24 protein-coding genes are annotated in these 24585 nt (G+C 52.2%); 3 read left to right on the plus strand and 21 right to left on the minus strand.

Annotated features, from left to right (window positions below):
• The first annotated feature begins 97 nt into the window (after nucleotides 1–97).
• Nucleotides 98–1096: a LacI family DNA-binding transcriptional regulator gene (gene ycjW, locus AABJ99_RS13115; RefSeq protein WP_039020827.1), complete on the plus strand. Its 999-nt coding sequence runs from the start codon at nucleotides 98–100 to the stop codon at nucleotides 1094–1096.
• 110 nt (nucleotides 1097–1206) lie between these two features.
• Here the strand turns inward: ycjW and ompG are convergent, their stop codons facing one another.
• From ompG to pspA, 16 genes are all read right to left on the minus strand, one after another.
• Nucleotides 1207–2112, minus strand: coding sequence for a monomeric porin OmpG (gene ompG, locus AABJ99_RS13120; protein ID WP_338387356.1), 906 nt, complete (start codon nucleotides 2110–2112; stop codon nucleotides 1207–1209).
• A gap of 44 nt (nucleotides 2113–2156) precedes the next feature.
• Entirely contained in the window at nucleotides 2157–3239 is a 1083-nt protein-coding gene (locus tag AABJ99_RS13125) for an ABC transporter ATP-binding protein (RefSeq protein ID WP_000057969.1), read from the minus strand.
• Between the two features lie 13 nt (nucleotides 3240–3252).
• The gene (gene pgmB / locus AABJ99_RS13130; protein ID WP_039020825.1) at nucleotides 3253–3912 is read right to left on the minus strand and encodes a beta-phosphoglucomutase; all 660 of its coding nucleotides are present in this window, start codon (nucleotides 3910–3912) and stop codon (nucleotides 3253–3255) included.
• On the minus strand, nucleotides 3909–6176 hold the full coding sequence (ycjT, locus tag AABJ99_RS13135; RefSeq protein ID WP_338387357.1) for a glycoside hydrolase family 65 protein: 2268 nt from the start codon (nucleotides 6174–6176) through the stop codon (nucleotides 3909–3911). The genes pgmB and ycjT overlap by 4 nt, the downstream gene beginning before the upstream one ends.
• Nucleotides 6173–7228 (minus strand): Gfo/Idh/MocA family protein, encoded by a 1056-nt coding sequence (ycjS, locus tag AABJ99_RS13140; RefSeq protein ID WP_039020823.1) that lies wholly within the window; start codon nucleotides 7226–7228, stop codon nucleotides 6173–6175. The genes ycjT and ycjS overlap by 4 nt, the downstream gene beginning before the upstream one ends.
• Before the next feature lie 9 nt (nucleotides 7229–7237).
• Nucleotides 7238–8026 (minus strand): sugar phosphate isomerase/epimerase family protein, encoded by a 789-nt coding sequence (gene ycjR, locus AABJ99_RS13145; protein WP_039020822.1) that lies wholly within the window; start codon nucleotides 8024–8026, stop codon nucleotides 7238–7240.
• A gap of 16 nt (nucleotides 8027–8042) precedes the next feature.
• Nucleotides 8043–9095, minus strand: coding sequence for a zinc-dependent alcohol dehydrogenase (gene ycjQ, locus AABJ99_RS13150; protein WP_039020821.1), 1053 nt, complete (start codon nucleotides 9093–9095; stop codon nucleotides 8043–8045).
• 30 nt (nucleotides 9096–9125) lie between these two features.
• Nucleotides 9126–9968, minus strand: coding sequence for a carbohydrate ABC transporter permease (gene ycjP, locus AABJ99_RS13155; protein ID WP_000224670.1), 843 nt, complete (start codon nucleotides 9966–9968; stop codon nucleotides 9126–9128).
• A complete protein-coding gene (gene ycjO / locus AABJ99_RS13160) occupies nucleotides 9955–10836 on the minus strand; it encodes a carbohydrate ABC transporter permease (protein ID WP_001080790.1) in 882 nt (293 codons plus the stop codon). Before ycjO ends, ycjP begins: the two co-directional genes overlap by 14 nt.
• 20 nt (nucleotides 10837–10856) lie before the next feature.
• Entirely contained in the window at nucleotides 10857–12149 is a 1293-nt protein-coding gene (gene ycjN / locus AABJ99_RS13165; RefSeq protein ID WP_000597475.1) for an ABC transporter substrate-binding protein, read from the minus strand.
• A 13-nt stretch (nucleotides 12150–12162) separates the two neighbouring features.
• Nucleotides 12163–13842: a glucosylglycerate phosphorylase gene (gene ycjM, locus AABJ99_RS13170; protein ID WP_039020820.1), complete on the minus strand. Its 1680-nt coding sequence runs from the start codon at nucleotides 13840–13842 to the stop codon at nucleotides 12163–12165.
• Nucleotides 13843–14055: 213 nt separating this feature from the next.
• On the minus strand, nucleotides 14056–14370 hold the full coding sequence (gene pspE, locus AABJ99_RS13175; RefSeq protein WP_000473128.1) for a thiosulfate sulfurtransferase PspE: 315 nt from the start codon (nucleotides 14368–14370) through the stop codon (nucleotides 14056–14058).
• A 74-nt stretch (nucleotides 14371–14444) separates the two neighbouring features.
• A complete protein-coding gene (gene pspD / locus AABJ99_RS13180; RefSeq protein WP_039020819.1) occupies nucleotides 14445–14666 on the minus strand; it encodes a phage shock protein PspD in 222 nt (73 codons plus the stop codon).
• 8 nt (nucleotides 14667–14674) lie between these two features.
• Nucleotides 14675–15034 carry an envelope stress response membrane protein PspC gene (gene pspC / locus AABJ99_RS13185; RefSeq protein WP_039020818.1) on the minus strand — a complete coding sequence of 120 codons (360 nt, stop codon included), beginning with the start codon at nucleotides 15032–15034 and terminating at the stop codon, nucleotides 14675–14677.
• Nucleotides 15034–15258 (minus strand): envelope stress response membrane protein PspB, encoded by a 225-nt coding sequence (gene pspB / locus AABJ99_RS13190; protein WP_001274963.1) that lies wholly within the window; start codon nucleotides 15256–15258, stop codon nucleotides 15034–15036. Before pspB ends, pspC begins: the two co-directional genes overlap by 1 nt.
• Before the next feature lie 53 nt (nucleotides 15259–15311).
• The gene (gene pspA / locus AABJ99_RS13195) at nucleotides 15312–15980 is read right to left on the minus strand and encodes a phage shock protein PspA (RefSeq protein ID WP_000511025.1); all 669 of its coding nucleotides are present in this window, start codon (nucleotides 15978–15980) and stop codon (nucleotides 15312–15314) included.
• Between the two features lie 166 nt (nucleotides 15981–16146).
• Between pspA and pspF the strand changes: the two genes are divergently transcribed.
• Nucleotides 16147–17124, plus strand: a complete 978-nt coding sequence (gene pspF / locus AABJ99_RS13200; protein ID WP_000852835.1) for a phage shock protein operon transcriptional activator — start codon at nucleotides 16147–16149, stop codon at nucleotides 17122–17124.
• 119 nt (nucleotides 17125–17243) lie between these two features.
• Here pspF and puuE read toward each other — a convergent pair whose 3' ends face one another.
• The 5 genes from puuE to puuD all read right to left on the minus strand — a co-directional run bounded on the left by puuE (nucleotide 17244) and on the right by puuD (nucleotide 22814).
• Nucleotides 17244–18509 carry a 4-aminobutyrate transaminase gene (puuE, locus tag AABJ99_RS13205; RefSeq protein WP_000069238.1) on the minus strand — a complete coding sequence of 422 codons (1266 nt, stop codon included), beginning with the start codon at nucleotides 18507–18509 and terminating at the stop codon, nucleotides 17244–17246.
• Nucleotides 18510–18546: 37 nt separating this feature from the next.
• Nucleotides 18547–19827: a gamma-glutamylputrescine oxidase gene (gene puuB / locus AABJ99_RS13210; RefSeq protein ID WP_000134848.1), complete on the minus strand. Its 1281-nt coding sequence runs from the start codon at nucleotides 19825–19827 to the stop codon at nucleotides 18547–18549.
• A 1-nt stretch (nucleotide 19828) separates the two neighbouring features.
• On the minus strand, nucleotides 19829–21316 hold the full coding sequence (gene puuC / locus AABJ99_RS13215) for an aldehyde dehydrogenase PuuC (RefSeq protein ID WP_338387358.1): 1488 nt from the start codon (nucleotides 21314–21316) through the stop codon (nucleotides 19829–19831).
• Between the two features lie 149 nt (nucleotides 21317–21465).
• Nucleotides 21466–22023, minus strand: coding sequence for an HTH-type transcriptional regulator PuuR (gene puuR / locus AABJ99_RS13220; RefSeq protein ID WP_001278727.1), 558 nt, complete (start codon nucleotides 22021–22023; stop codon nucleotides 21466–21468).
• A 26-nt stretch (nucleotides 22024–22049) separates the two neighbouring features.
• Nucleotides 22050–22814 carry a gamma-glutamyl-gamma-aminobutyrate hydrolase gene (gene puuD / locus AABJ99_RS13225; RefSeq protein WP_001307158.1) on the minus strand — a complete coding sequence of 255 codons (765 nt, stop codon included), beginning with the start codon at nucleotides 22812–22814 and terminating at the stop codon, nucleotides 22050–22052.
• A gap of 211 nt (nucleotides 22815–23025) precedes the next feature.
• Here puuD and puuA point away from each other — a divergent pair, with 211 nt between their 5' ends.
• Complete coding sequence (gene puuA / locus AABJ99_RS13230) at nucleotides 23026–24444, plus strand: glutamate-putrescine ligase (RefSeq protein ID WP_032184028.1); 1419 nt, start codon at nucleotides 23026–23028, stop codon at nucleotides 24442–24444.
• Nucleotides 24445–24585 lie beyond the last annotated feature (141 nt).

A 24585-nucleotide genomic window follows, 5' to 3' on the forward strand; every position in this document is an offset into this window, starting at 1 on the left:
GGGGGCCATGCCATTGATTATCAACTGCCCGTGTTGTCATCTTGAGGCGAACTCCATAAGATGTGCAGCATTCACGTTCGGACGGAGTTCCTGACCTATGTCCCCTACTATTTATGATATTGCCAGGGTTGCCGGCGTATCAAAATCCACCGTATCACGCGTGCTGAATAAGCAAACCAATATCTCCCCGGAAGCGCGCGAAAAAGTGTTACGGGCCATTGAAGAATTACAGTATCAGCCAAATAAACTGGCCCGCGCACTGACCTCTTCGGGCTTTGATGCCATTATGGTGATTTCTACCCGTTCGACCAAAACGACGGCGGGTAACCCGTTTTTCTCCGAAGTTTTGCATGCCATTACCGCCAAAGCGGAAGATGAGGGTTTCGACGTGATATTGCAGACGTCGCACAACCCGGCTGAAGACTTACAAAAATGTGAAAGCAAAATTAAGCAGAAAATGATTAAAGGCATTATTATGCTAAGTTCGCCAGCAGATGAGTCTTTTTTTGCCCAACTCGATAAATACGATATTCCGGTGGTAGTAATTGGCAAAGTTGAAGGTGAATACGCCCATGTTTATTCTGTCGACACCGATAATTTTGGCGACAGTATTGCGCTGACCGATGCATTAATTGAAAGTGGACATGAAAATATTGCCTGCCTACATGCTCCGCTTGATGTCCATGTTTCGGTTGACCGCGTTAATGGTTATAAGCAAAGTCTGGAAGATCATAATATTGCAGTGCGCAATGAGTGGATCGTTGACGGCGGTTATACCCATGAGACAGCACTGCAAGCCGCGCGGGAATTATTAAGCCAGTCACCGTTGCCTGAGGCAGTGTTTGCTACTGACAGCCTGAAATTAATGAGCATTTATCGTGCGGCGGCAGAGAAAAACATTGCTATTCCGCAGCAGTTAGCGGTGGTGGGTTATAGTAATGAAACGCTGTCGTTTATATTAACGCCTGCACCGGGCGGCATCGATGTTCCGACGCAGGAGTTAGGTCAACAAAGCTGCGAGTTATTATTCCGCTTAATTGCCGGAAAACCGTCACCACAAAATATTACCGTTGCCACGCATATGTCGTTGAAATAAATGCCAGCTACGTTGCCTGAATGCCGGATGCGATGCTGGCGCATCTTATCCGGCCTACATTTATAAACCGGATAAAGTACTCGCGCCGCATCCGGCAATTTAGCACATTATCAGAACGCGTAATTCACACCGACACCTGCATAATGGAATTTATCGCTATCGCCTTCGTCGTGATCCTGCCACTCAAACGCATATTCCAGCGAAACGGAAAGACCATTCTGGAAATCATAACCGTAAAACAAACCAAGACGGTTAAAATCATGGCCTTCACGTTCGATATCATCCTGCCAGTCCCAGTTACTCCAGCGATCCAACCCAATGCGCGTATACGGTGTTACCGAGTGATTGCCGAGCGTCAGCGGTAAATAGGCGCGAATTTCTTGCGTGGAGAATTCACCGTTATTGCGGCTGTCGTCCATATTGAAGCCGCGCTCGAGATAATAGTTCACTCGCAAGGCAACCGTTTCGTTGAATGTATATTGCAGACCCGTTTCCGTTTCGACACGGGTATCAGCATAACCGGTTGTATTCAGATCGTTGGCAAATTTATACATCGACAGCCATCCGTTGAAACGTAAATCGTCAGTCAGTTTCACATCCCAGTCTGGCGCGATTTTCCAGCGCTGCATATTTGCCGTGTCTTTACCCGGTTCATCAACGTAGTGATAACCATAGTTACGGAAACCACCGGTCAGGCCGAAACTGAAATCATCGCTTTCGAGAAACTGATAATGCACTTCGAGTTCCGGGCGATCAAACCAGGTTCCACGTGTACCCGCGCTATAATCTACCGGCCCTTCCTGGTAATAAGCCAGCGATATTCTCCACGGCCCATTGGCAGCATTAAAATAGACGGAAGGCTCCGCCAGCCCGTCCATATCTTCGCCATAACCCTCGACGTTTTCTATTTCGTACATCGCGCCGATATTAAAGTGCCAGTCGTTTTTTTCCTCAGCCTGTGCGCAGGCCATTCCCGCACACATCACCAGTGCGGTACAGGGTAATAACTTTTTCATTATTGTTCCTTGTATTATCCTGGGGGAATGCCTTCCCCCTGTATTTAGCGAATTGCTATTTCCGTTTCTGCATCAAAGAAATGACATTTGGTCATATCGAAATGAATAGTGACGTTTTCTCCTGCATGATAATCATTTAACGCACCGGCACGGACCACCAGCTCGTGCCCCCCAACCGTGGTGTAGAGCATAAATTCCGCACCGGTTAATTCCGCCACGCTAATTTTGGCGGAAATGTTATTTTCCTCTTGCGCATCCGGATGAATATCTTCCGGGCGTATTCCCATCACGATGGGCTTATGCAAACTTTCCTGCGTTTTCAGAACCGCTAATTTATCTTCGGGAATGGTTAATTTAAGCGTTTCCGTAACGAATTTATCACCATCGATCGTGCCGCGAATAAAATTCATTGCTGGTGACCCAATAAATCCGGCAACAAACATATTCGCCGGTTGGTTATAGACCGTTTTCGGCGCACCGACCTGCTGAACAATCCCATCCTTCATAATGACAATCCGCGTCGCCATGGTCATCGCTTCGGTCTGATCGTGGGTCACGTAGATCATGGTGGTGTTCAGTTTCTGATGCAGCTTGCTGATTTCCGCGCGCATTTGTACGCGCAGCTTGGCATCCAGGTTAGAGAGCGGTTCATCCATCAAAAACACGCCCGCTTCGCGCACAATCGCCCGTCCGAGCGCCACACGCTGGCGTTGCCCGCCGGAAAGCGCACCCGGCTTGCGTTTCAGGTACTCACGCAGGCCAAGGATTTGCGCCGCCCAGTTAACCCGCTCATCAATCACCTCTTTGGCGATTTTTTGCATCTTCAGGCCAAACGCCATGTTGTCGTAGACCGTCATATGCGGATACAGCGCGTAGTTCTGGAACACCATCGCGATATTGCGTGCTTTGGCCGGAACGTCATTCATTCGTTTACCGTCGATCAACAGATCGCCGCCGCTGATCTCCTCAAGCCCGGCAATCATACGCAGGGTGGTCGATTTACCGCAGCCCGACGGACCGACAAACACGATGAACTCTTTATCGGCAATCTCCAGGTTGAAGTCCTTCACCACATGCACCTGGTTATCGTAGATCTTTTGAATATGTTGTAACGAAAGCTGTGCCATGTTGATTCCTTTGCTATACGTTTTGCCAGAAGGCCGATAACCGCGGCCAGGTCAGGGACTCCGTTGAGGGCAACAGTAATTGCGCCCCAGTTAAGCCCGCGCCGATCCCCACCGAGCGCATACCGCTGGCGTTAATGGCGTCAATGCCCGCCTGCGCATCTTCAATGCCGATACATGCCTGCGGCGGCACGCCCAGCCCGGCACAGGCGGCGAGAAAGATTTCCGGGTCCGGTTTCGAGTGTTTAAGTTGGGAAGCGTCCGCGCAGAAGGTGAAAAACTCGCGCAGCTCCAGCGCCGCTAAAATTGTTGGGGCATTCAGAGAGACGGAGGCCAGCCCTACCGGGATGCCTTGCGCCCGAAGATCTGCCAGCAAAGGCCGAATTCCCGGCAGAACAGCGTTAACCGTCAGTTCGCGCAGTGAGTGGACGTAGAGCAGATTTTTGCGATACGCCAGTTGCGCCCGCTCTTGCACGTTAAAGTCGCCCTCTTTGCCCCCGTGTTGCAGAATGCGTCGCAGGGACTCATCGCGGCTGATCCCTTTTAACGTCTCGTTAAATTGCGCATCGATGCTGATGCCGATTTCGGCGGCAATCTGCTGCCATGCCTGGAAGTGCAGATGTGCGGTGTCGGTGATCACGCCATCCAGATCGAAAATTACCCCTTGTAGTTTCATTCATCCTCCTGATGCGTGGTAGCGGTCCCATTGAAGGGCAAAATAAAATCACCCAAACAGAAAACAGATTCTTCAGTCACGGAAATAAGCTGACCGTTCAACCGCAGTGCAACGGGCGCAGAAGTTCGAATCGCAATACGCTGCGCGTCGAGAGTGACCTGTAATTCGCAGCCCTGCCAGAACAAAGGGAAAGATAACTGTTGCCACTGCTCAGGTAACACTGGGTTCAGATGTAATTCGCCGTCGCGCACGCTGACTCCGGCAAAACCCTGAATCGCCCCCAGCCAGATAGCGCCAGTTGCGGCGGCATGGATACCGTCATCGCAGCTATGCGGATCAGCACCAAGATCGATTTCACTCCCCTCGCGCCAGAACGGGTAACTCTGCGCAAGCAAGCCACAACGCGCGGCAACAATGCCGTGGATCGCTTTACTCAATGACGAGTCGTGAATGGTGCGCGGTTCATAAAATTGCAGATTGGCGAGACAAGAGGCCGCTGAAAATTGTTCTGGTAGCATGTAATTGAGCATCACCACATCGGCCTGCTTGAGGATCTGCATCTCGTTCACTTCTGCGCGTGAATAATCCAGCAGAATGGTTTGTTTGCCTGCCGCCGCTTTGTATTTCGCCAGATCTATCGCCGGTTTCGCCATAAACGAATCATCCTGCGGCAAAACGCCGTCGGGCTGAATTTCTGGCATCCACAGCTCTTTGAGGAACATGTCGGCACGATGAATAAACGCATCGTCGCTACAGCCAAACTGGCGAGCAATATTCAGTGCCTGTTGGACGTTGTAGCAGGCCATATAACTGGTGTATGCGTTATTATTGACGTGTTCGGTATATTCGTCTGGCCCAATAACATCATGAATTTCCAGACGATCGTTAACCCTTACCGCACGGCTAATCCAGAACTTTGCGGTCTCCAGCAGTAGCGCCATGCCTTCGTGAGCAATGAAGCTTTCATCCCCCGTTACATGCCAGTATTGAATAACCGCCCAGGCGATATCGGCAACCAGATGATGTTCTGCCTGCGCTGAGGCCACTTTTTGCCGCAGCCCGGTACGAATGTTAATGGCGGCAAATTCCGGCGTTTCTTCTTCCCCGCTACGTGCGCTCTCCCACGGAAACTGCGCGCCCTGCCAGCCATTGCGTCGCGCTTTCTCCTGCGCGCCAGGCAAGTTGTGCCAGCGATAGCGCAGTAAACTTCGGGCAATCGTCGGTTCGCTAAACAGATGGAACGGCAGCAGGAACACTTCCGTATCCCAGAAAACGTGGCCTTTGTAGCCTTCGCCGGTTAAGGCTTTTGCCGCAATGCTGCTACGCTCGTCATGGGCGGGCGTCATAATACGCAAATGATAAAGCGCATAGTCTAACGCCCGCTGATCGTGCGCATCGCAACTGTTTACCGTGATACGACGTTTCTGCCACCATTGCTGCCAGTTTTCTGTCGATGCTGCAAGAAGTTGGTCATAACTCTGTTGTGTACACATTTCGAGCTGGCGAAGCGACACACTGCCCCACTCGTCTAAAGCAGCTTGTCGGTCGTCCCGCCAGTCAATCCACACCCGCTTTTGCAGGGTCAGTGTTTCACCTGTGCGAAGTTGCGCGCTGGTATGTTGCAGCAAACGGCGCTCTTTTGCGGTATAGCACTGCTGAACGTCACCACTCGCCTGACAGTGACAGCTGATGGCCACATCACTGCGCCCATCCTGGGTGGTGTAGATCCCCTGCATCAGGTGCTGGCCAAACACGCGCACCTGGGTTTCATCAAGATGCTGGCGACCATGGTTAGTTTGCGTGGCGTCAATGCCTGTTGAGATCAGCACTGATGCCTCGGCGTCCAGCGGGGTAATACTGATTTCCAGCGCGATCAGCGGCAGTTGATCTGTCGAAACAAAACGACGGCTTTCAATGGTGAACCCTGCGCCGTCGCTGGTGCGCCAGATAACACTGCGGCGTAATTCTCCACTGGCAAAGTCAAGCTCACGCTGCCACGCTTCGCGGGATAACGAAAAAATCTCCCCGTTTAGGGTAATTTCCATTCCCACCACGTCTGGCAGATTCACCAGTTCGTTGATTTCACCTTTCCCGGCTCGATGATAAAGCCCTGCCAGATACATGCCGCGCGTCTGCCGCGTGTAATCTTCTTCATGGCTGGCACGAAGCCCAAGATAGCCGTTTCCCTGCGCCATTAATGAGGCATATTTATTCAGGGTATGCTGGCTGAAATGGGGTTCCGTTAATGTTACTGGCCTGGTCATAATTCCACACGCGTCCCTGTTTCTGCGGATTGATACAGCGCCGCCACCAGTTGCTGGATGATGTACCCTTGTTCGGCGTCGGCAATCATCACTGGCTTGCCCTGTACGTGATTGATAAAGGCTTCCATGCTGCGCAAATGACGGTTGTCGTCGGCCAGTTCCCGTTGCATCAGCGTCATTAATTCACCGTTGTTATCGGTATAGATATGCGCCGGAAACAGCGTGGCTCCGGCTTTATCACCGCAAAAGCTGACGTTCATAATCGACTGTTCGCGGATGTTGAGTGCAAATGATGTCTCCAGCCAAAGAATGCCGCCGTTATGAAATTCAATGGTGCCAAACAGCGAATCTTCGACGCTGTAGGTTGCCGGGTCCCACTCACCAAATTGACCACAGCTCTTTTGCGGGCCGATCTTTTGAAAGCTGTGCGCATTCACGCTTTTCACCGCCGGAAAGCCCAGCACATACATCGCGGCATCCAGCATATGAATGCCGATGTCGATCAGCGGGCCGCCACCCTGAAGTTCTTTATTGGTAAAGACACCCCAACCGGGAACGCCGCAGCGACGCAGGGCGCGGGCGGTCGTGACGTAAATCTCCCCCAAAACGCCGTTGGTCACCTGTTCACGCAGTTGTTGCGTATCAAGGGCAAAACGATGGTGAAAGTCGTAGGCCAGCACCTTGCCCTGTTTACGCGCGGTATCACACATCTCCCGCGCCTGTTCCGGCGTCATGGCGGGCGGTTTCTCGCACATCACATGGCAGCCTGCCTCCAGCGCCATCAGGGTATGCTCGTAATGAAAACGGTTAGGTGAACAGACGCTTACCACGTCAGGTTTTACCGCCAGCAGCATGGCCTGCGGATCGTCCCACACGGATGCGTTCCCGTATTTCTCTGCCAACGCCTGCGCCTGGGAAAGGCGGCTGTCACAGACAGCCACCAGTTCCAGATCGTTGCGGGTGCAGTAGTACGAAGCATGAACCTTATCCGCCACCTGGCCCGCGCCTATTATCGCGACCCGCAGCGGAGAGCTTGTCATTGCACTTTTCACAAAGACCTCTTAGCAGGTGCGCAACCAGGCCAAAGAATCACGGTACGCCTGAGCAGGATCTTCTGCCCGAATGCGCCCTTCATACACCACATAGCCCTGATAGTTATCGGCGCGCAGCTGTTCAAACAGCGCGTGGAAATCGAGGGTGCCGCTGCCCGGCTGATAGCGATGGTTATCGGCAATATGCACATGACCAAGCAGGTCACGGTTGTCATGCAGCGCCTGCGCCAGGTTATCCTCTTCGATGTTCATGTGATAGAAATCGCCGATAATCTGCACATGTTTAAAGTTGTTTTCGACGATGTAACGACGAGCATCGGCGAGCGTGTTGATCATGTGGTCCTGATAGCGGTTTAGTGGTTCGAGATACACCACCGTCCCGGTACGCGCGGCCACCTTTTCCAGGAAACGAAGGGAATCGCTCACCATTTGACGATCGCCGTCCAGGCTGCGCGGCGAGGTCATCGGCGGTAAGCGAAAGGTAAACATGCCCCACGCTGCTGGAACGACAATACCTTTGCCGCCCACTTCCGCCAGCGCCTCAAGAATGCGCTCGATCTGCTTTAAACCATTAAGACGACGCTCTTCGATAAAGTCGCCAATCCAGCCGTCATAGCCGCCGCAGGCGGTGGTCACCGGTAAACCGGTTTCTTTGATCGCTGCTTTGACTTCTTCGATATTGTTAACCAGCAGTTTGCCGTCAATCTCAAAGCCATCAAAACCCATCTCTTTGATATAACGAAATTTCTCCAGAATATTTTCCGGAAAGAACGCCTGATTCTGTGTACCGATTTTCATTTTTCCGTCCTTAGAATTAAAAAGTTACGCCCATTTTGATGCTCTGTTCCGGATGCTGGTCGACATACTGCATGTAGCTTTCCGGGCTGTTAGCAAAGGTCACCACCGGGTCGATTAAATCTTCACAATTGAGATAACCGTTCATCAGCAGTTCCCAGCAGGTTTCTTCAATACGCTTGCGGCTCCAGCGCGGATAATCCGGGTTCGGTTCACTGCACGCACGAGAGAAGACAATTTTGGCGTTGTTGAAATGCGCTTCACGTCCGAGGTTGAAACCTTCGGCAAATGGTTTGGCAAACGCAACATAGGAGATGGTGCCGCCATAAGCCAGGCCGCGCAGTGCCGATTGCAGCGCGTCGGCGTAGCCGCTGGTTTCGATAATCACATCGGCACCCTGCTTGCCGGTCAGCGTTTTAATCTCTTTGCCTACATCCGTGCCAATGGGGTTAAGGCAGAAATCCGCCCCGTGGCGACGGGCAATATCACAGCGATGAGCGATAGGATCGACACCAATCACCACCGACGCGCCAGCGCGTTTTGCCAGTTGAATGGCAATTTGACCAATCGCGCCAAGCCCTACCACCACCACAAAATCGCCCACGCGCACGTTGGCATCGCGCACGCCGCTCATGGCAAACTGCGCCGGGTCGTAACAGACGGCGTTTTTCCACGAGCTACCTTGCGGCATTTTGCGCAGTTTGTAGTTATTCACCGCGTTAATGATGACCGTTTCGGAAAGCGGGCCGTAGCCGCATACGCTGTCACCCACCGCGTAGTCGGTAACGTCGCTGCCGCACTCGATAATGTCGCCAACCACCATGTTGCCAAGCTGGAACTTGCCAAACTCAATGCCGCGCGGCGCATCTGCCGGACGGGGGGTGAACATCTGCCATTCGCCATTAAAGTCTTCATCGATAAACGGGCTGGCGGCGCGGAAATCGACCACTTCCGTCCCGTGTTTCGGCGCGCCGAAACGCACGCGGATCTTCACTTCATTGGCTGAAATCGCCCTGTCTTCATACTCCACCAACGCGGCAACGCGCGGTGCTGTGGCTACTAACTTTTTCATGTAAAACTCCTTGTCAAGAAACTGGCCGCTTTAGCCCTTCACGCCACCGGCGGTCAAACCACTCTTAATAAAACGTTCCGAAAGTGCATACATAATCACCACCGGCAATGCGGTCACCAGCGAGGCCGCCATCATTCGGCCCCAGATGTAATCAGGGGTACTGAACAGCGCGTTCAGGCCTACCGGTAAAGTGAAATTGCTGGCGCTGGAGAGGAAAATCGAGGCAAACAGATAGTCGTTCCATGCCACCATAAAGCAGTAGACGAACACGGATATCAGCCCGGACATCGCCAGCGGTACCGTGATGCGGAAGATGATTTGCAGCCGGTTGAGGCCATCCATCATCGCCGCTTCTTCGATTTCATCGGGGATGGTGTCGAAGTAGCTTTTCAGCATAAACACGGCGGTAGGCAGGGTTTGCGTCACCATGGTGATGATCAGCGCCATCTCGGTGTCGTAAACGCCAAGCGCGGTGATGATTTTGAACAGCGGCACCACCAGCAAAATGCCGGAGAACATGTACACCGTGTAGAAGCTGGCGTTGATGGTCATTCGCCCTTTAAAGCGCAGGCGGGAAAGCGCGTAAGCCCCGAGAATGCCGAGAAATACTGCTATCACGGATGAAACTACCGACACCACCAGGCTGTTACGGAAATAATCGACAAACGGGAAAATCACCGGATTAAAAATGTCGACGTAATGCTCCAGCGTCCACTGCTGTGGCAGCAGCGTAGGATGCAGCGAGATCGCCTCTTTCGCGCTTTTGAACGAGGTCATCAGCATCACAAAAAAGGGAAACAGCGTGATGATGAGAAACAGCGCCAGCCCGCAGTAAAAACCGATGCGACTGAGTGTGCGTTTATTTGTTGCCATTGAGGTTCACCCGTTTTCTGGTCAGCAGAATGACAGCGAAAATAATGATGAAGAGCACCACTGAGATCGCCGCCGCTTTCCCTAAGTCATTAAAGGCAAAGGCGGTTTTGTAGAGATAGACGCCGAGAATATCGACCTTGGTCGTCAGCAAATAAACGTCAGCGAACATGTAGAACATCCAGATGGTACGCAGAGTCACCACCGTCGCCAGGACCGGCATAATCGCGGGCAGCGTGACGATGCGAAACCGTTGCCAGGCATTCGCGCCGTCCATCTCTGCCGCTTCGTACAGCGATTTATCAATAGTCTGCAAAATCGCCAGAAACGAGATAAAGGCATAAGGGAAGTAGCGCCAGATGGCGAACAGCACCACCAGCACAAAACTACTGCCCGGGTTATCGAACCACAGCGGCGCCTGCTCATAGAGATGCAGAAGATCGACGCCGAGGTAGTTCACAATGCCGTAGCCGTTGTTGAACATGTATTTCCAGGCGAACACCAGCGAAATGGACGGCGTTACGTAGGAGAGGATCACCAACGAACGCGCGGTTTTGCGCAGGCGAAACTCGCGGTTGAAAAACATCGCCACCGCCAGGCCGAGCACGGTGCTACCTGCCACCACCAGCGCGGTATACCAGACCGTCATCCACAGCGAGTGCCAGAAGCCGGGATCGGAGAGAATACGCACATAGTTGCTCACCCCAACAAACGTTGACTCGATGTTGGGATTAAGCGGCAGACGTAAAAAACTGATTTCGATATTCGACACCATTGGCCACGCCACCAGACCGCCCAGCAGTAATAAGCTGGGCGCGAGAAGCAGCAGCGCAAAGGGCATATCGGAACGACCTGAAAAAAGCCTGTTCATTGCGGATTCCTGTCCTGGGATTAGTGCTGTTCGATCAGTTCATCCAGCTTTTTCTGGCTCGCTTGCAGCGTGGTTGAGAGATCGGCTTTCCCCACGGTGACGTTATGCACCATTGAACTCACCACACCAGACCCCGTGACATCGCCCATGCGGGTAAAGTTTTTGTCCCCTACCGCACCAAAGACCTGAATGTTTGGCAGTTCGCTAATCAACTGATTCGGCAAGTCTCCCAGCGCCTTAATCACGTCGTTATCTTTCCAGGTGGCAGTCGTCACAACCGCTTTGTTCACCGGCAGCGCCGCGCCTGGCGACATCATCACCCAGTCGGCAATGTTGTCCGCCTGCTCCATAAAGGTGACAAATTTTTCCGCCGCTTCCGTCTCTTCGCTTTTTTGCCCGGCGGTAATGGTCAGCGATGTCAACATGCCGTAGACCGCCGAGTTTTTCTCGGTTGGCACCACGAAACCGACATTTTTCGGGTCGCCTTCTTTAATCACAGCCGGAAGGATGTAGGTGGAGTAAATCGCCATCGGCGCGGTGCCGTTCATAAAGGCGTCTTTCACTTCCATAATGTCGTTAGAACCCGGCATGGTGTTGGCAGCAAGGTCGCGGTAATAGGTCAGCGCCTGCATCATCTCCGGCGTATCAAGGGTGATTTTGCCTTCGGCGTTAAAAACGTTGGCCTGATTGGATAACGCAAACTGGGAGAACGATTGTTCCGTCAGTACGCTTTCTGCCGTCGGCAGTGCAATACCGTATTTTTTATTCGCCGGATCGTTCAGTTTCTGTGCGACATCCAGCAACTGTTGCCAGTTTTTCGGCTCATCCAGCCCGGCTTTTGCCAGGACATCTTTGCGATACCAGATACCGCCAATCCATGCGCTGACAGGAACACCGGTCCAGGCGCTACCATCTTCGGTGCGCACAATCCGCAGAACGCCGTCATAAAACGCGCCTTCACCGACATTACTGATGACCGTAGCAACCGCTTTGCGATCGATAAGCTGTTCTTTGTCCATCACTTTCGCGTAGTCATGGCTGGTTTCGATCACTTCCGGCAGCGAGCCGCTACGGGAAAGGGTGATGACTTTGGTGTTATAGGCATCTTCTTCCACCGGCACTTGTTTAACAGTGATGCCTGGGTTTTCTTTTTCAAAACGCGCAATTAACTGACTAATTACCGCCTGGCGTTCCTGTTCCACCGAAGAATGCATAAACTCGATGGAAACATTCGTTTTATTTTCTTCTTTACAACCTGAAATCAGGGCGCAGGAAACCAGTGCTGATAACAGCACGATTTTTGATTTAATCATGAGATGTTCCTTTTTATTTAATCCACATAACCTGCCAGGGGCGCAGCGTTATATCATTACCCACTATATCAACTTCACTAATCAGATCCCGACCGTGCAGATCAGTAATATTTATATGCTGAATATTTTCACTGACATTAAACAATCCTGTCAGACAATTACTATCCGCGTTGCTTCTTTGAATACGCATTACGGATGAATTAACCGTATCGATGGTAAAATCATTATCCGGATGAAACTCGTTATGACTGCAACGAAGTGTAATTAAATGCGACAACTGATGATATACCGCATGCCTTAATGTATCTTCATCGTTCAGTTCTCGCGTTATCTCTTCATTGTGATATTTTTTACGGTTAATCGCACGGTTATATCCCAGTTTTTCGACACCTGCGTAATCATTACGCGAGCCAAGAATACTTTGAATATATATCGCTGGCACACCGGGGAAACTTAACAAAATCGCATGGGCAAGGATAAACCTGGCACACCGCTCTTCATCGCTACTCTCGCGGCGGCTTAACGCATCCATATAGGTGACATTTATTTCATAGGGACTGCGCGTACCATCGGGATTATTTTTCCAGTTTACTAATGCCCCTTCCTGCTGTAATGCCTCGACCAGCGCTAATATTTCGCTTTCGGGTAGCAAGCCACGCAGTGGGTTAAGTCCAATACCATCATGAGACGCGAGGAAGTTAAACCAGGTGGTTTTGCTGGAAGGCAACGTCAGACTTTGCGCCCACTGGCACAGCGCCTGGACGTTCTGTTTTTGCACCGCATGTAACACCAGCGGCGGCAGTGAGAACTGGTACACCATATGCGCTTCGTCATCGCCGTTGCCAAAGTAAGCAATGTTGTCTTTATGCGGGACATTGGTCTCAGTAATGATGACTGTCCCCGGCGCGACGCTATCAGTAATGGCGCGTAACAGTTTGATAATTTGATGTGTTTTATCCAGGTGGATGCAACTCGTTCCCGGCTCTTTCCACATAAAGCCAACGGCATCCAGACGGACATACTCTGCGCCTTTTTCCAGGTAACACAACAGCACATCTACCATCGCCAGTAATACATCTGGGCTGCGATAATTGAGGTCAATTTGATCGTCGCTAAATGTTGTCCATAAATGGCGCGTTGAATTATCGTTCATTTGAAACGGCGTTAATAAGGGTAACGCGCGTGGGCGAGTGACGGCGCTAAGATCGGTTTGCGGGTCAACGGCAATAAAAAAATCTTCAAAGCCTGGCTTTTGTTGTAAATAGTTTTTAAACCATTCACTTTTAGCCGACATATGGTTGCAGACAAAATCAAACATCAAATGGCTGCATTCACCGAGCTGCTGAATATCCTGCCACTCCCCCGCTTCACTGGCGACCTGATGATAATCAATTACCGAAAAGCCATCATCAGATGACCATGGATAAAACGGCAACAAATGAACATGTGAAAAAATGCTTTGCAGCCAGTGATGGTAAAACTGATTAAATGTGGGTAGTGGTTTTAAATCATTACTGTGAAATTGATCGGCATAGGTAATTAACACGACATCACTTTCATCCCAGTGTTTTTTACGTCGCTGTGTAATTAATCTTTTCGCACTCTCAAGACGCGTTACAAGTTTCTGTAAATGAGTCGCGGTAAATGTTCCACCGTAGATTTCGTCCAGGTAATCCGTAATTTTCTGTTTCATGTTGCCTTTCCGTGGTAGCGGTCCCATGAAACGAGAGACTACTCCGCAGAAAATAAACTGTCAATTGAGCACAAGGGTTTTAGTCACGCAGGAAATCATTTTTTACCAGGGAAAAAGCGTATTTGTGAGCTGACGCAAATAATCTATGGGGATGTAAATAAGGTGTGACAGAAAAAGTAAACGGCGCATAAGCGCCGCTTAGGGTGGATTCTTTTAACCTTTGACCTTCGGCATTGCGATGTCTTTCAGGCCGCCAGCGTTCTCAACGTGGGTATATCCCATCTCGCTAAGGATCTCTTTTGCCTGCCCTGACTGGCGTCCGGCATTGCAATACACTTTCACGGTGTCGTTTTTATCCGGAACGGCGGTGGCAATGCGCTCTTTCACTTCCTTCAGGGGAATATTGATGGCTCCCTGAACGTGCTCTTGCTGATACTGCTCTGGAACACGAACATCGATCCAGTGTTCAGCGGCGAAAACGGGCAGTGAAAACACCAGTGTCAGAGCAAGTAAGCCTTTTTTAAACATGTAAGCGTCCTTCTATGGATGAAAATTGCCATCCATAATACGCCTTAGCTTTAACAATTTTTGCGAAACTCCCCTCACCTTTTATAACGCTGCGCCAGTTTATTGGCAGCCCGACTTAACAGCGGTTCCAGCGCCACGGCCAGCAACATTTTCAGCGGTCGGCGAGCAACTGATTTTATCGCCCAACCAGCTACACCCGCCGGGCCATAGCGCAGTGCGGTAAGAAGTACCAGCTTGCCTGCTAATTTGAAAACAGGCTTCACCTTTTGCCCGGCCTGTTGCCAGCGAGTATTCATAACTTTCCTCACAGTTGACGGAAACGGCTACGTAACGTGAAAGTATCGGAAGTGACATAACGTTCCATCTCGCGTAAACGCGTTTCACTTGCCGCCAGTTCACGGTCGACATCATCCAGCAATTCGCTGCTGGAAGGTAGCTGCTCACCAAAGGCCATGTTGTCCGGCATTGGATCAAGCGCAAATGACAAAATGATGTAAGCAACCAGGGTAAACAGCGCCAGACCGAAGAAAATCGACAGCACCACCAGGATACGCACCAGTTTTACCGGTACATCAAAATAGTTGGCAATCCCGGCGCAGACGCCGCGTACCATGCCCCGCTGTGGAATACGCCATAATTTTTTATTGAGATTAATGCCCGCCATTAGCGATCCCTCCAGTTCGGATGTTCTGCATCAAGAATGGATTCCAGCGCCTGAATACGTTCGCGCATCCGTTTTGCTTCATCAGCCAGTTGCGCTAATCGCTGCTGCTCACTTTGCGACAATTCACTGCGACCAGAACGATTACTGTAATGCAGCCATAACCAGATCGGTAAAACAAACAGCACAAAAATGGTTAACGGAATAGCCAGAAATAGCGCGCTCATAAGGACTCCTTAGACGATGAGCGGCGGCGCGTTCGGACGCCGCCTGGATGTTATTATTGATTGTCTTGCTTCATTTTGGCTTTTAATTGTGCCAGTTGCTCGCTGATTGCATCATCGGCTTTCAGTTCGGCAAACTGATCGTCCAGCGATTTTTGTTTACCGAAGCTGTGGCTTTCTGCTTCCGCTTCCATCTGGTCAATTCGACGTTCGAAAGATTCGAAACGAGCCATTGCTTCATCCAGTTTGCCACTGTCCAGCTGACGACGCACATCGCGAGACGAGTTTGCGGCCTGATGGCGTAACATCAATGCCTGCTGGCGAGCGCGTGTTTCGCTCAATTTGTTTTCCAGCTCGCCAATCTCTTTCTTCATGCGTGCCAGCGTATCGTCCACCAGCGTCACTTCATGTTCCAGGCTCTTAATCAGATCGGTCAGTTTCTGTTTTTCAATTAACGCCGCACGCGCCAGGTCTTCTCTCTCTTTCAGCAGTGCCAGTTCGGCTTTTTCCTGCCATTCAACTTCACGCGCCGACGCTTGTTCAATACGGCGAGTCAGCTGTTTCTTTTCTGCCAGCGCACGCGCCGAAGTAGAACGTACTTCAACCAGTGTATCTTCCATCTCCTGGATCATCAGACGCACCAGTTTCTGTGGATCTTCCGCTTTCTCTAACAGAGCGTTGATGTTGGCATTCACGATGTCGGCAAAGCGAGAAAAAATACCCATAATGTTGTCCTCTTGATTTCTGCGTTCAGGATTGTCCTGCTGAACTATTAATACAATTTGCGTGCCAATTTTTTATCTTTTTGATTTATAAAGATCTGATTGAAGAATCAACAGCAACATGCCAGGATGAGTTAGCGAATTACACTAACAAGTGGCGAATTTCATCATGGCAGAATACAAAGATAATTTACTCGGTGAGGCGAACAGCTTTCTCGAAGTGCTGGAACAGGTTTCGCATCTCGCACCGCTGGACAAACCGGTGCTCATCATCGGCGAGCGCGGCACAGGTAAAGAGCTGATTGCCAGCCGTCTGCATTATCTCTCCTCCCGTTGGCAGGGGCCGTTTATTTCCCTTAACTGCGCGGCGTTAAATGAAAATCTGCTGGATTCCGAACTGTTTGGTCACGAAGCGGGCGCGTTTACCGGTGCGCAAAAACGTCATCCAGGGAGATTTGAACGTGCCGACGGCGGTACGCTATTTCTTGATGAACTCGCTACGGCACCGATGATGGTACAGGAGAAATTATTGCGCGTGATTGAGTACGGTGAACTGGAGCGCGTTGGCGGCAGCCAGCCATTACAGGTGAATGTGCGGTTGGTATGCGCGACGAATGCCGATCTCCCGGCGATGGTCAATGAAGGTACTTTTCGCGCTGACCTGCTCGACCGGCTGGCTTTCGATGTAGTGCAACTGCCGCCCCTGCGCGAGCGCGAAAGCGACATTATGCTGATGGCAGAACACTTTGCCATTCAGATGTGTCGGGAAATCAAGCTGCCTCTGTTCCCGGGTTTTACGGAGCGCGCCAGAGAAACATTGCTGAATTATCGCTGGCCGGGAAATATTCGTGAATTGAAAAACGTGGTGGAACGTTCGGTGTATCGCCACGGCACCAGCGATTATCCGCTTGATGACATTATTATTGATCCCTTTAAACGGCGTCCGCCTGAAGACGCTATCGCCGTTTCAGAAACCACCTCGCTTCCAACGCTGCCGCTGGATTTACGTGAGTTTCAGATGCAGCAGGAAAAAGAGTTGCTGCAACTCAGTTTGCAACAAGGGAAATATAACCAGAAGCGCGCGGCTGAATTACTGGGGTTAACCTATCATCAGTTCCGCGCGTTGTTGAAAAAGCACCAGATTTAGCGAAGTTGGGCAATACAACTTGCCGGATGCGGCGTGAACGCCTTATCCGGCATACATAATCAATACGTCGTTTGCAGGCCTGATAAGCGCAGCGCATCAGACATTATTGCGTTGGGCTATTAATCGCTCAGCGCATCCTGCAATATTTTCATTGCCGCATCGAATTGCGCATCCGGGATGGTCAGCGGATACAGGAAGCGAATCACGTTGCCGTATGCGCCACAGGTCAGCAGGAGCAGCCCCTGCGCCAGCGCGCGTTGCTGGATTTTCTGTGCAATCGCCGCTGACGGCTCGCCCGTTTGCGGATCGTTAAACTCTGCCGCAATCATCGACCCCAGACCGCGTACCGCCGCGATGGCCGGAACGCTTTCTTTGGCATCAATCAACGTATTTGTCAGACGCTGGCCCAGTTGATTAGCGCGTTCACAGAGTGATTCTTTGTCGATAATGTTGAGCACCGCGTGCGCGGCAGCCACCGCCAGCGGGTTCCCGGCGTAGGTACCACCAAGCCCGCCCGGCGCGGGCGCGTCCATAATATTCGCGTTACCGACCACGCCCGAAAGCGGCATCCCGCCCGCGAGGCTTTTCGCCATCGTCATTAAGTCCGGCTTATCGGCGTAGTGATCCATGGCAAACAGTTTACCGGTACGCGCAAAGCCGCTTTGCACTTCATCGGCAATCATCACAATACCGTGCTCGTCGCACAGGCGGCGAATGGCGGCAACCAGCTCTTTTGGCGCAACGTTGAAACCGCCTTCGCCCTGCACCGGTTCGAAAATAATCGCCGCCACCTGCTTCGCTTCAATGTCCGATTTAAACAAGCGTTCGATGGCATCGAGGGAGTCCTGCGTTGAAACGCCATGTAAATCTGACGGATAAGGTACGTGATACACCGAACCGGGGAACGGGCCGAAGCCGATTTTGTACGGCGCGACCTTTCCGGTCAGCGCCATGGTCATATATGTACGACCGTGGAAGCCGCCGCTAAACGCAATCACGCCAGGGCGTCCGGTATGGGCGCGGGCGATTTTCACCGCGTTCTCCACCGCTTCCGCACCGGTGGTGAAGAACGCAGTTTTAGCCTGCCCGCTCACCGGGGCAAGGGCGTTGATTTTCTCCGCCAGGGTGACGTAGCTTTCGTACGGCACAATCTGATACGCCGTGTGGGTAAACTGTTGCAATTGCTGCTCCACCGCCGCGACCAGATCAGGGTGGCGATGCCCGGTATTCAGCACCGCAATGCCTGCGGCGAAATCGATATATTCGTTGCCCTCTACATCCTTCAGCGTGGCGTTTTCTGCCGACTGGGCGAAGAAGTTACACATCACGCCAACCCCGCGTGGGGTAGCAGAAAGACGACGCTGATGGAATTCATTGTTGCTCATGTTTCACACCTTTTGACTCTTCACTGTTAATCGGAAATTAAACGCCCAGACGATCGCGCAGGCTGTAATAAGCCGCGCCCATCGCGGTAAATGGCACGCGCAGCGTGCGCCCGCCGGGGAACGGGTAATGCGGCAGATTGGCGAAGGCGTCGAAGCGTTCGGCGTCACCGCGCAGCAGTTCAGCAATCAAACGCCCGGCAAGATGGGTACAGGTGACGCCGTGGCCGCTGTAACCCTGCATGTAATAGATGTTGGTATCAAGGCGACCGAACTGCGGCATGCGCGACAAGGTCAGCAGGAAGTTGCCCGTCCAGCGGTAATCAATTTTCACGCCCTTCAGCTGCGGGAAGGTTTTCAGCAGTTTCGGCACAACAAGACGCTCAACGTCATCCGGGTCGCGCGCGCCGTAGACCACGCCCCCGCCGTACAGCAGGCGGTTATCGGCAGTCAGGCGGTAGTAATCAAGAAGATAGTTACAGTCTTCCACACAGTAGTTTTTCGGGATCAGCGAACGGGCTAAATCTTCCGACAGCCGCTCGGTGGTGATCACCTGCGTGCCGCACGGCATGCTGCGTTTCGCCAGTTCCGGCTCTACTTTATCGCCCAGATACGCATTCCCGGCGACAATCACATACTTCGCCGTCACCTGACCATTGGCAGTCCGCACCACGGCTGGCGTGGTGTGCTGGATCTGCGTCACGGCGGAAAGCTCATACACGCGCCCGCCGTTCAGGCGGATGGCATCGGCTTCACCAATGGCGAGGTTTAGCGGATGAATATGCCCACCGCTGTGATCCAGCAGCGCACCAGTGTAGCGATCGCTGGCGACCTCGCGGCGAATAGCGTTGGCGTCCAGCAGCTCCAGCTGTTTATTGCCGTAGCGTTCCCAGTTCTCTTTCTGCTCTTCGAGTGTGGCGAGTTGTTTATCATTCATCGCCACAAACAGGCCGCCGGGGCGATAGTCGCAGTCAATCTGATAACGTTTGATACGTTCGCGGATGATCTCGCCACCCTCGAACATCATGCTGCCGAGCATACGGGCGGTATCCATGCCGTAGCTTTTTTCGATAACGTCGATGTCGCGGCTGTAGGAGTTCACAAGCTGCCCGCCGTTGCGTCCGCTTGCGCCGAAGCCGATGCGTGAGGCTTCAAGAACCACCACGTCAAAGCCCGCTTCCGCCAGATGCAGCGCGGAGGAAAGCCCGGTATAGCCGCCGCCGACCACGCAAACGTCGCAGGAAATCGACTCATTCAGCGTGTCGAATGGCGCGTATTTATTCGCACTGGCGGCGTAATAACTGCTGGTATGTTCGGTCATTTCAGGCCTCCAGGCTTATCCAGATGGTTTTCAGTTCGGTGAATTTTTCAAGGGCGTGCAGGGATTTGTCGCGACCGTTGCCGCTCTGCTTATAGCCGCCAAACGGCACGGTCATATCACCGTCGTTGTAGTTATTGACGAAGACGGAACCGGCTTTCAGGCGGCGACTCATGCGGTGCGCGCGGGAGAGGTCGCGTGTCCATACCGCCGCGCCAAGTCCGTACTGGCTGTCGTTGGCAAGCTGTAGCGCCTGTTCTTCTGATGTGAAACGCGTGACCACCAGCACCGGACCGAAAATCTCTTCGCGGCTTAAGGACGCATTCGGGTCTACATCCACAAAGATGGTCGGGCCGATGGCGGCAGCCAGCTCGGCGTTACGGCCATCCAGCAGCAGTTGCCCTTTGCTTTCGCCTTCCCGAATAAAGCTATGGACCGAGTCGGCGTGGGCGCAGTCGATTAAGGTGCCCATAGTGGTTGCGGGATCAAGCGGATGCCCCGGCTGCCAGTTTTGCGCCTGCTGTTTTAACAGGTCTAAGAATTCATCGGCGATGCTCTCTTCCAGCAACAGGCGCGTTCCGGCGATACACACCTGCCCCTGGTTGTAGAAGATGCCTGCTGCGGTGGCGCTTGCCGCCTGTTGCAAATCCGGGCAGTCGGCGAAAACGATGTTGGCGCTTTTGCCGCCCGCTTCCAGCCAGACGCGTTTCATGTTGCTGTCGCCCCCGTCCTTCAGCAGCTGTTTCCCGGTGCGGGTTGAGCCAGTAAAGGCAATGGCATCGATATCGTTATGGCGCGAAAGCGCCTGCCCGGCTTCATGACCAAAACCCGTCACCACGTTCAACACACCATCCGGCAGACCTGCTTCTTTCGCCAGCCCGGCGAGACGAATCGCACTGAGCGGTGATTTTTCAGACGGTTTTAGAATCACGCTGTTTCCCGCCGCCAGCGCCGGGCCGAGTTTCCAGCAGGTCAGCAGCAGCGGGAAGTTCCACGGCACAATGGCGGCAATCACGCCGACCGGTTCACGCACGATCATCGCCAGCTCATGGCTACTGGTGGTCGCCACTTCGCCATACACTTTGTCGATTGCTTCGGCGTACCAGCGAATGGCGCGCGCCGCGCCGGGAATATCATCACGCAGACTGTGACGAATCGGTTTGCCGGTGTCGAGAGTTTCCAGCAGTGCCAGCTCTTCAGCGTGGGCTTCCATTAAATCAGCGAGTTTATTCAGCACCGCTTTACGTTTTGCCGGGGCAGCCTGCGACCAATCGCCGCGTTCAAATACGTTGCGTGCTGCGCTCACCGCACGGTCGATATCGACGCTCTTGCCGCGGGCAATTTTCGCCAGCGGTGCCTGGGTGACCGGATCAACGGTTTCAAAAATTTCATTTTCCGCCGCAGCAGTATATTCACCGTTAATAAATAAGCGGGTTTCAATGGCGAGACTTAACGCTTTATCCTGCCAGTAAGCCAGATGATGAAAATTCATTATGACTCCTGTTTCACGTGTATCAGATATATGCAGTTTGTGAACGTCAGGGCGCAGAGATCCCCGGGCCGCATGCCCGTTTATTTCTGGCGACATTCTTTATGGATTGCCGGGCGCATTGCGCTTACCCGGCTTACAGAACAAAAAGATTAAAACGTGGTGGGCGTATGGGCGCTGATAATTCGGCAAATACCTGCCGACGTATTACTGAAACTGTGCGGGATGCCGGTATTAATGGCATAACTTTGCCCCGCGACGAGGTGGTAATCCTGACCATTAATCGTCAGAACAATTTCACCTTCCAGTACAGTGCCTATTTCCTCACCCTGATGCTTAATTCTTTCCCCAGTGGTTGTGCCCGGCTGGTAAGTTTCAAAGATCATCGCCAGCGTGCGATTCGGGTTACCGTTATGAACCAGCTTCATTGACACACCCTGACTGCCCATCTCAATTAAGTCGTCCTGATTAATGACGACCTGTGGCTCATCAGGTTTTTCCGGCTCGGAAAAGAATTCCGAGAGTGACAGACCATACACCTTCAGCAGCTTTTGTAGCGTACTGATGGCAGGGCTGACTTTATCCTGTTCTATCGTACTGATAGCACTGTGAGTCAGCCCGGAGAGTTCGGCGGCACGACGTTGTGAAAGCCCCTGCTGCTGGCGGATTTCCGACAAGCGTTTTCCTGGCGCCAGTCCCTCATCACTCATATTTGCATTTCCTTAAACTGTAGTGGTCAGAGTCGCTGTTTTTCAGCGATATGGTGCTGACAAGCGGTGATAAAGCCCTCGAACAATATACGCGAAAGCGCGTACTCGCTACTGTTCCATTCCGGGTGCCACTGTACGCCCAGCGCAAAAGGATGATTGATGACGCTAACCGCCTCAACTAAGCCATCCGGCGAGCGAGCTTCAACACGCAACCGTGGGCTAACGACCTTCGCCCCTTGTCCATGCAGAGAGTTTACCCAAAAGTTGCTACATTCAGGTAACAACGCAGACAGCAATCCCCCCTCTTCAACCTGAACTTCATGCGACGGTGCATATTGCTGTTCCACCGGCAGTTCGGGATCTTCCCGATGTTCCAGCAATTCAGGCTGTTCACACAGCTTGCGATGCAACGAACCACCGGTTGCCACCACCAGTTCCTGTAAACCCCGGCAGATGGCGAAAATGGGGATGCGCCTTTCGAGTGCGGCATTAATTAACGCCATGCTCAGAAGATCACGCCCGGGATCGGCGTCAGGCTCATCGCCGTTTTCACCATATAGGTGCGGCTGCACATTGCTGGGACTACCAGGAAGATAAATACCATCGAGTTTCGGCAAAAGTTGTTCAAGTAATGACGGTTCCGCCAGCGCATGTGGCAGCGCAATGGGCAAGCCGCCTGCGTGGATGATGGCATTCAGGTACTTTTCTTGCAGAGTCTGGGTCGCATGACCCTTAAGCCTGTTCCTGCACATTACGACACCGATAACCGGATTGTTCATTATATTTTCCATGCTCAATCTCACAAAGTGGACTAAATTATCGCCATTACTGCGCTTTAAATGACCTTTATGTTCAATATTTTTTCAATCTAGCAGCGGGTTTTCATTTTTGCAAACTCAATTTAACATTTGACAAACATTTAGTTTGCATACAGATTCGAATGGTGGTCATTATATTTTACGCTTTGATAACGAGCGGAAAACAAACCAAAGGCGAAGAATCATGGAAACCAATATCGTTGAAGTAGAAAACTTTGTTCAGCAGTCAGAAGAGAGGCGGGGTAGCGCCTTTACGCAGGAAGTGAAACGCTACCTGGAGCGCTACCCAAATACGCAATATGTTGATGTTTTACTTACCGATCTGAATGGTTGTTTTCGTGGGAAACGTATTCCTGTTTCAAGCCTGAAGAAGCTCGAGAAAGGGTGTTATTTCCCGGCCTCGGTGTTTGCAATGGATATTCTGGGCAACGTAGTAGAAGAAGCGGGCCTGGGTCAGGAAATGGGCGAGCCGGATCGTACCTGTGTTCCTGTTCTCGGTTCCTTAACCCCTTCTGCTGCAGATCCTGAGTTTATCGGTCAGATGCTCCTGACCATGGTCGATGAAGATGGCGCTCCCTTTGACGTTGAGCCGCGGAACGTTCTCAACCGCCTGTGGCAGCAGCTACGCCAGCGCGGCTTGTTCCCGGTCGTAGCGGTAGAGCTGGAGTTCTATTTACTGGATCGCCAGCGCGACGCTGAAGGGTATCTGCAACCGCCCTGCGCGCCCGGCACCGATGACCGCAATACACAAAGTCAGGTTTACTCCGTTGATAACCTCAACCACTTCGCCGACGTGCTCAATGATATTGATGAGCTGGCGCAGTTACAGCTGATTCCGGCAGATGGCGCGGTCGCCGAGGCCTCGCCAGGTCAGTTTGAAATCAATCTTTACCATACCGATAACGTGCTGGAAGCTTGCGATGATGCGCTGGCACTAAAACGCCTGGTGCGTCTGATGGCAGAAAAGCATAAGATGCACGCCACTTTTATGGCGAAGCCGTATGAAGAGCACGCGGGCAGCGGGATGCATATCCATATCAGTATGCAAAATAATCGTGGCGAGAACGTGCTTTCTGACGCGGAAGGCGAAGATTCGCCGCTGCTGAAAAAGATGCTCGCCGGGATGATTGACCTGATGCCGTCATCAATGGCGTTGCTGGCACCAAACGTGAACTCGTATCGCCGCTTCCAGCCGGGGATGTATGTACCGACGCAGGCGTCGTGGGGCCATAACAACCGCACCGTCGCCCTGCGTATTCCCTGCGGCGATCGCCATAATCACCGCGTGGAATATCGCGTGGCGGGTGCCGATGCCAACCCGTATTTGGTGATGGCAGCGATTTTTGCCGGTATTTTGCATGGCCTTGATAACGAACTGCCATTACAGGAAGAAGTCGAAGGCAACGGGCTGGAACAGGAAGGCTTACCCTTCCCGATTCGCCAGAGCGATGCCCTGGGTGAGTTTATCGAGAACGATCATCTACGCCGCTATTTAGGTGATCGCTTCTGCCATGTGTATCACGCCTGTAAAAATGATGAGCTGTTGCAGTTTGAGCGCCTCATCACAGAAACAGAAATTGAGTGGATGCTCAAAAACGCGTAATACCCCTTACGGGGTTGTTTCATCGGCCTGAGCGGAGCCAGGCCTGACATTTGCTGGTAATCCAGACATTTCCCGGATGTCGCGTTATGGAGCGCAGGCGGCAACGGGCTTCCGTTAACGATTAAGACTGTGACGAGGAAA

It is taken from the genome of Escherichia coli, assembly GCF_036503815.1.
Classification (GTDB): Bacteria; Pseudomonadota; Gammaproteobacteria; order Enterobacterales; family Enterobacteriaceae; genus Escherichia; species Escherichia coli_F.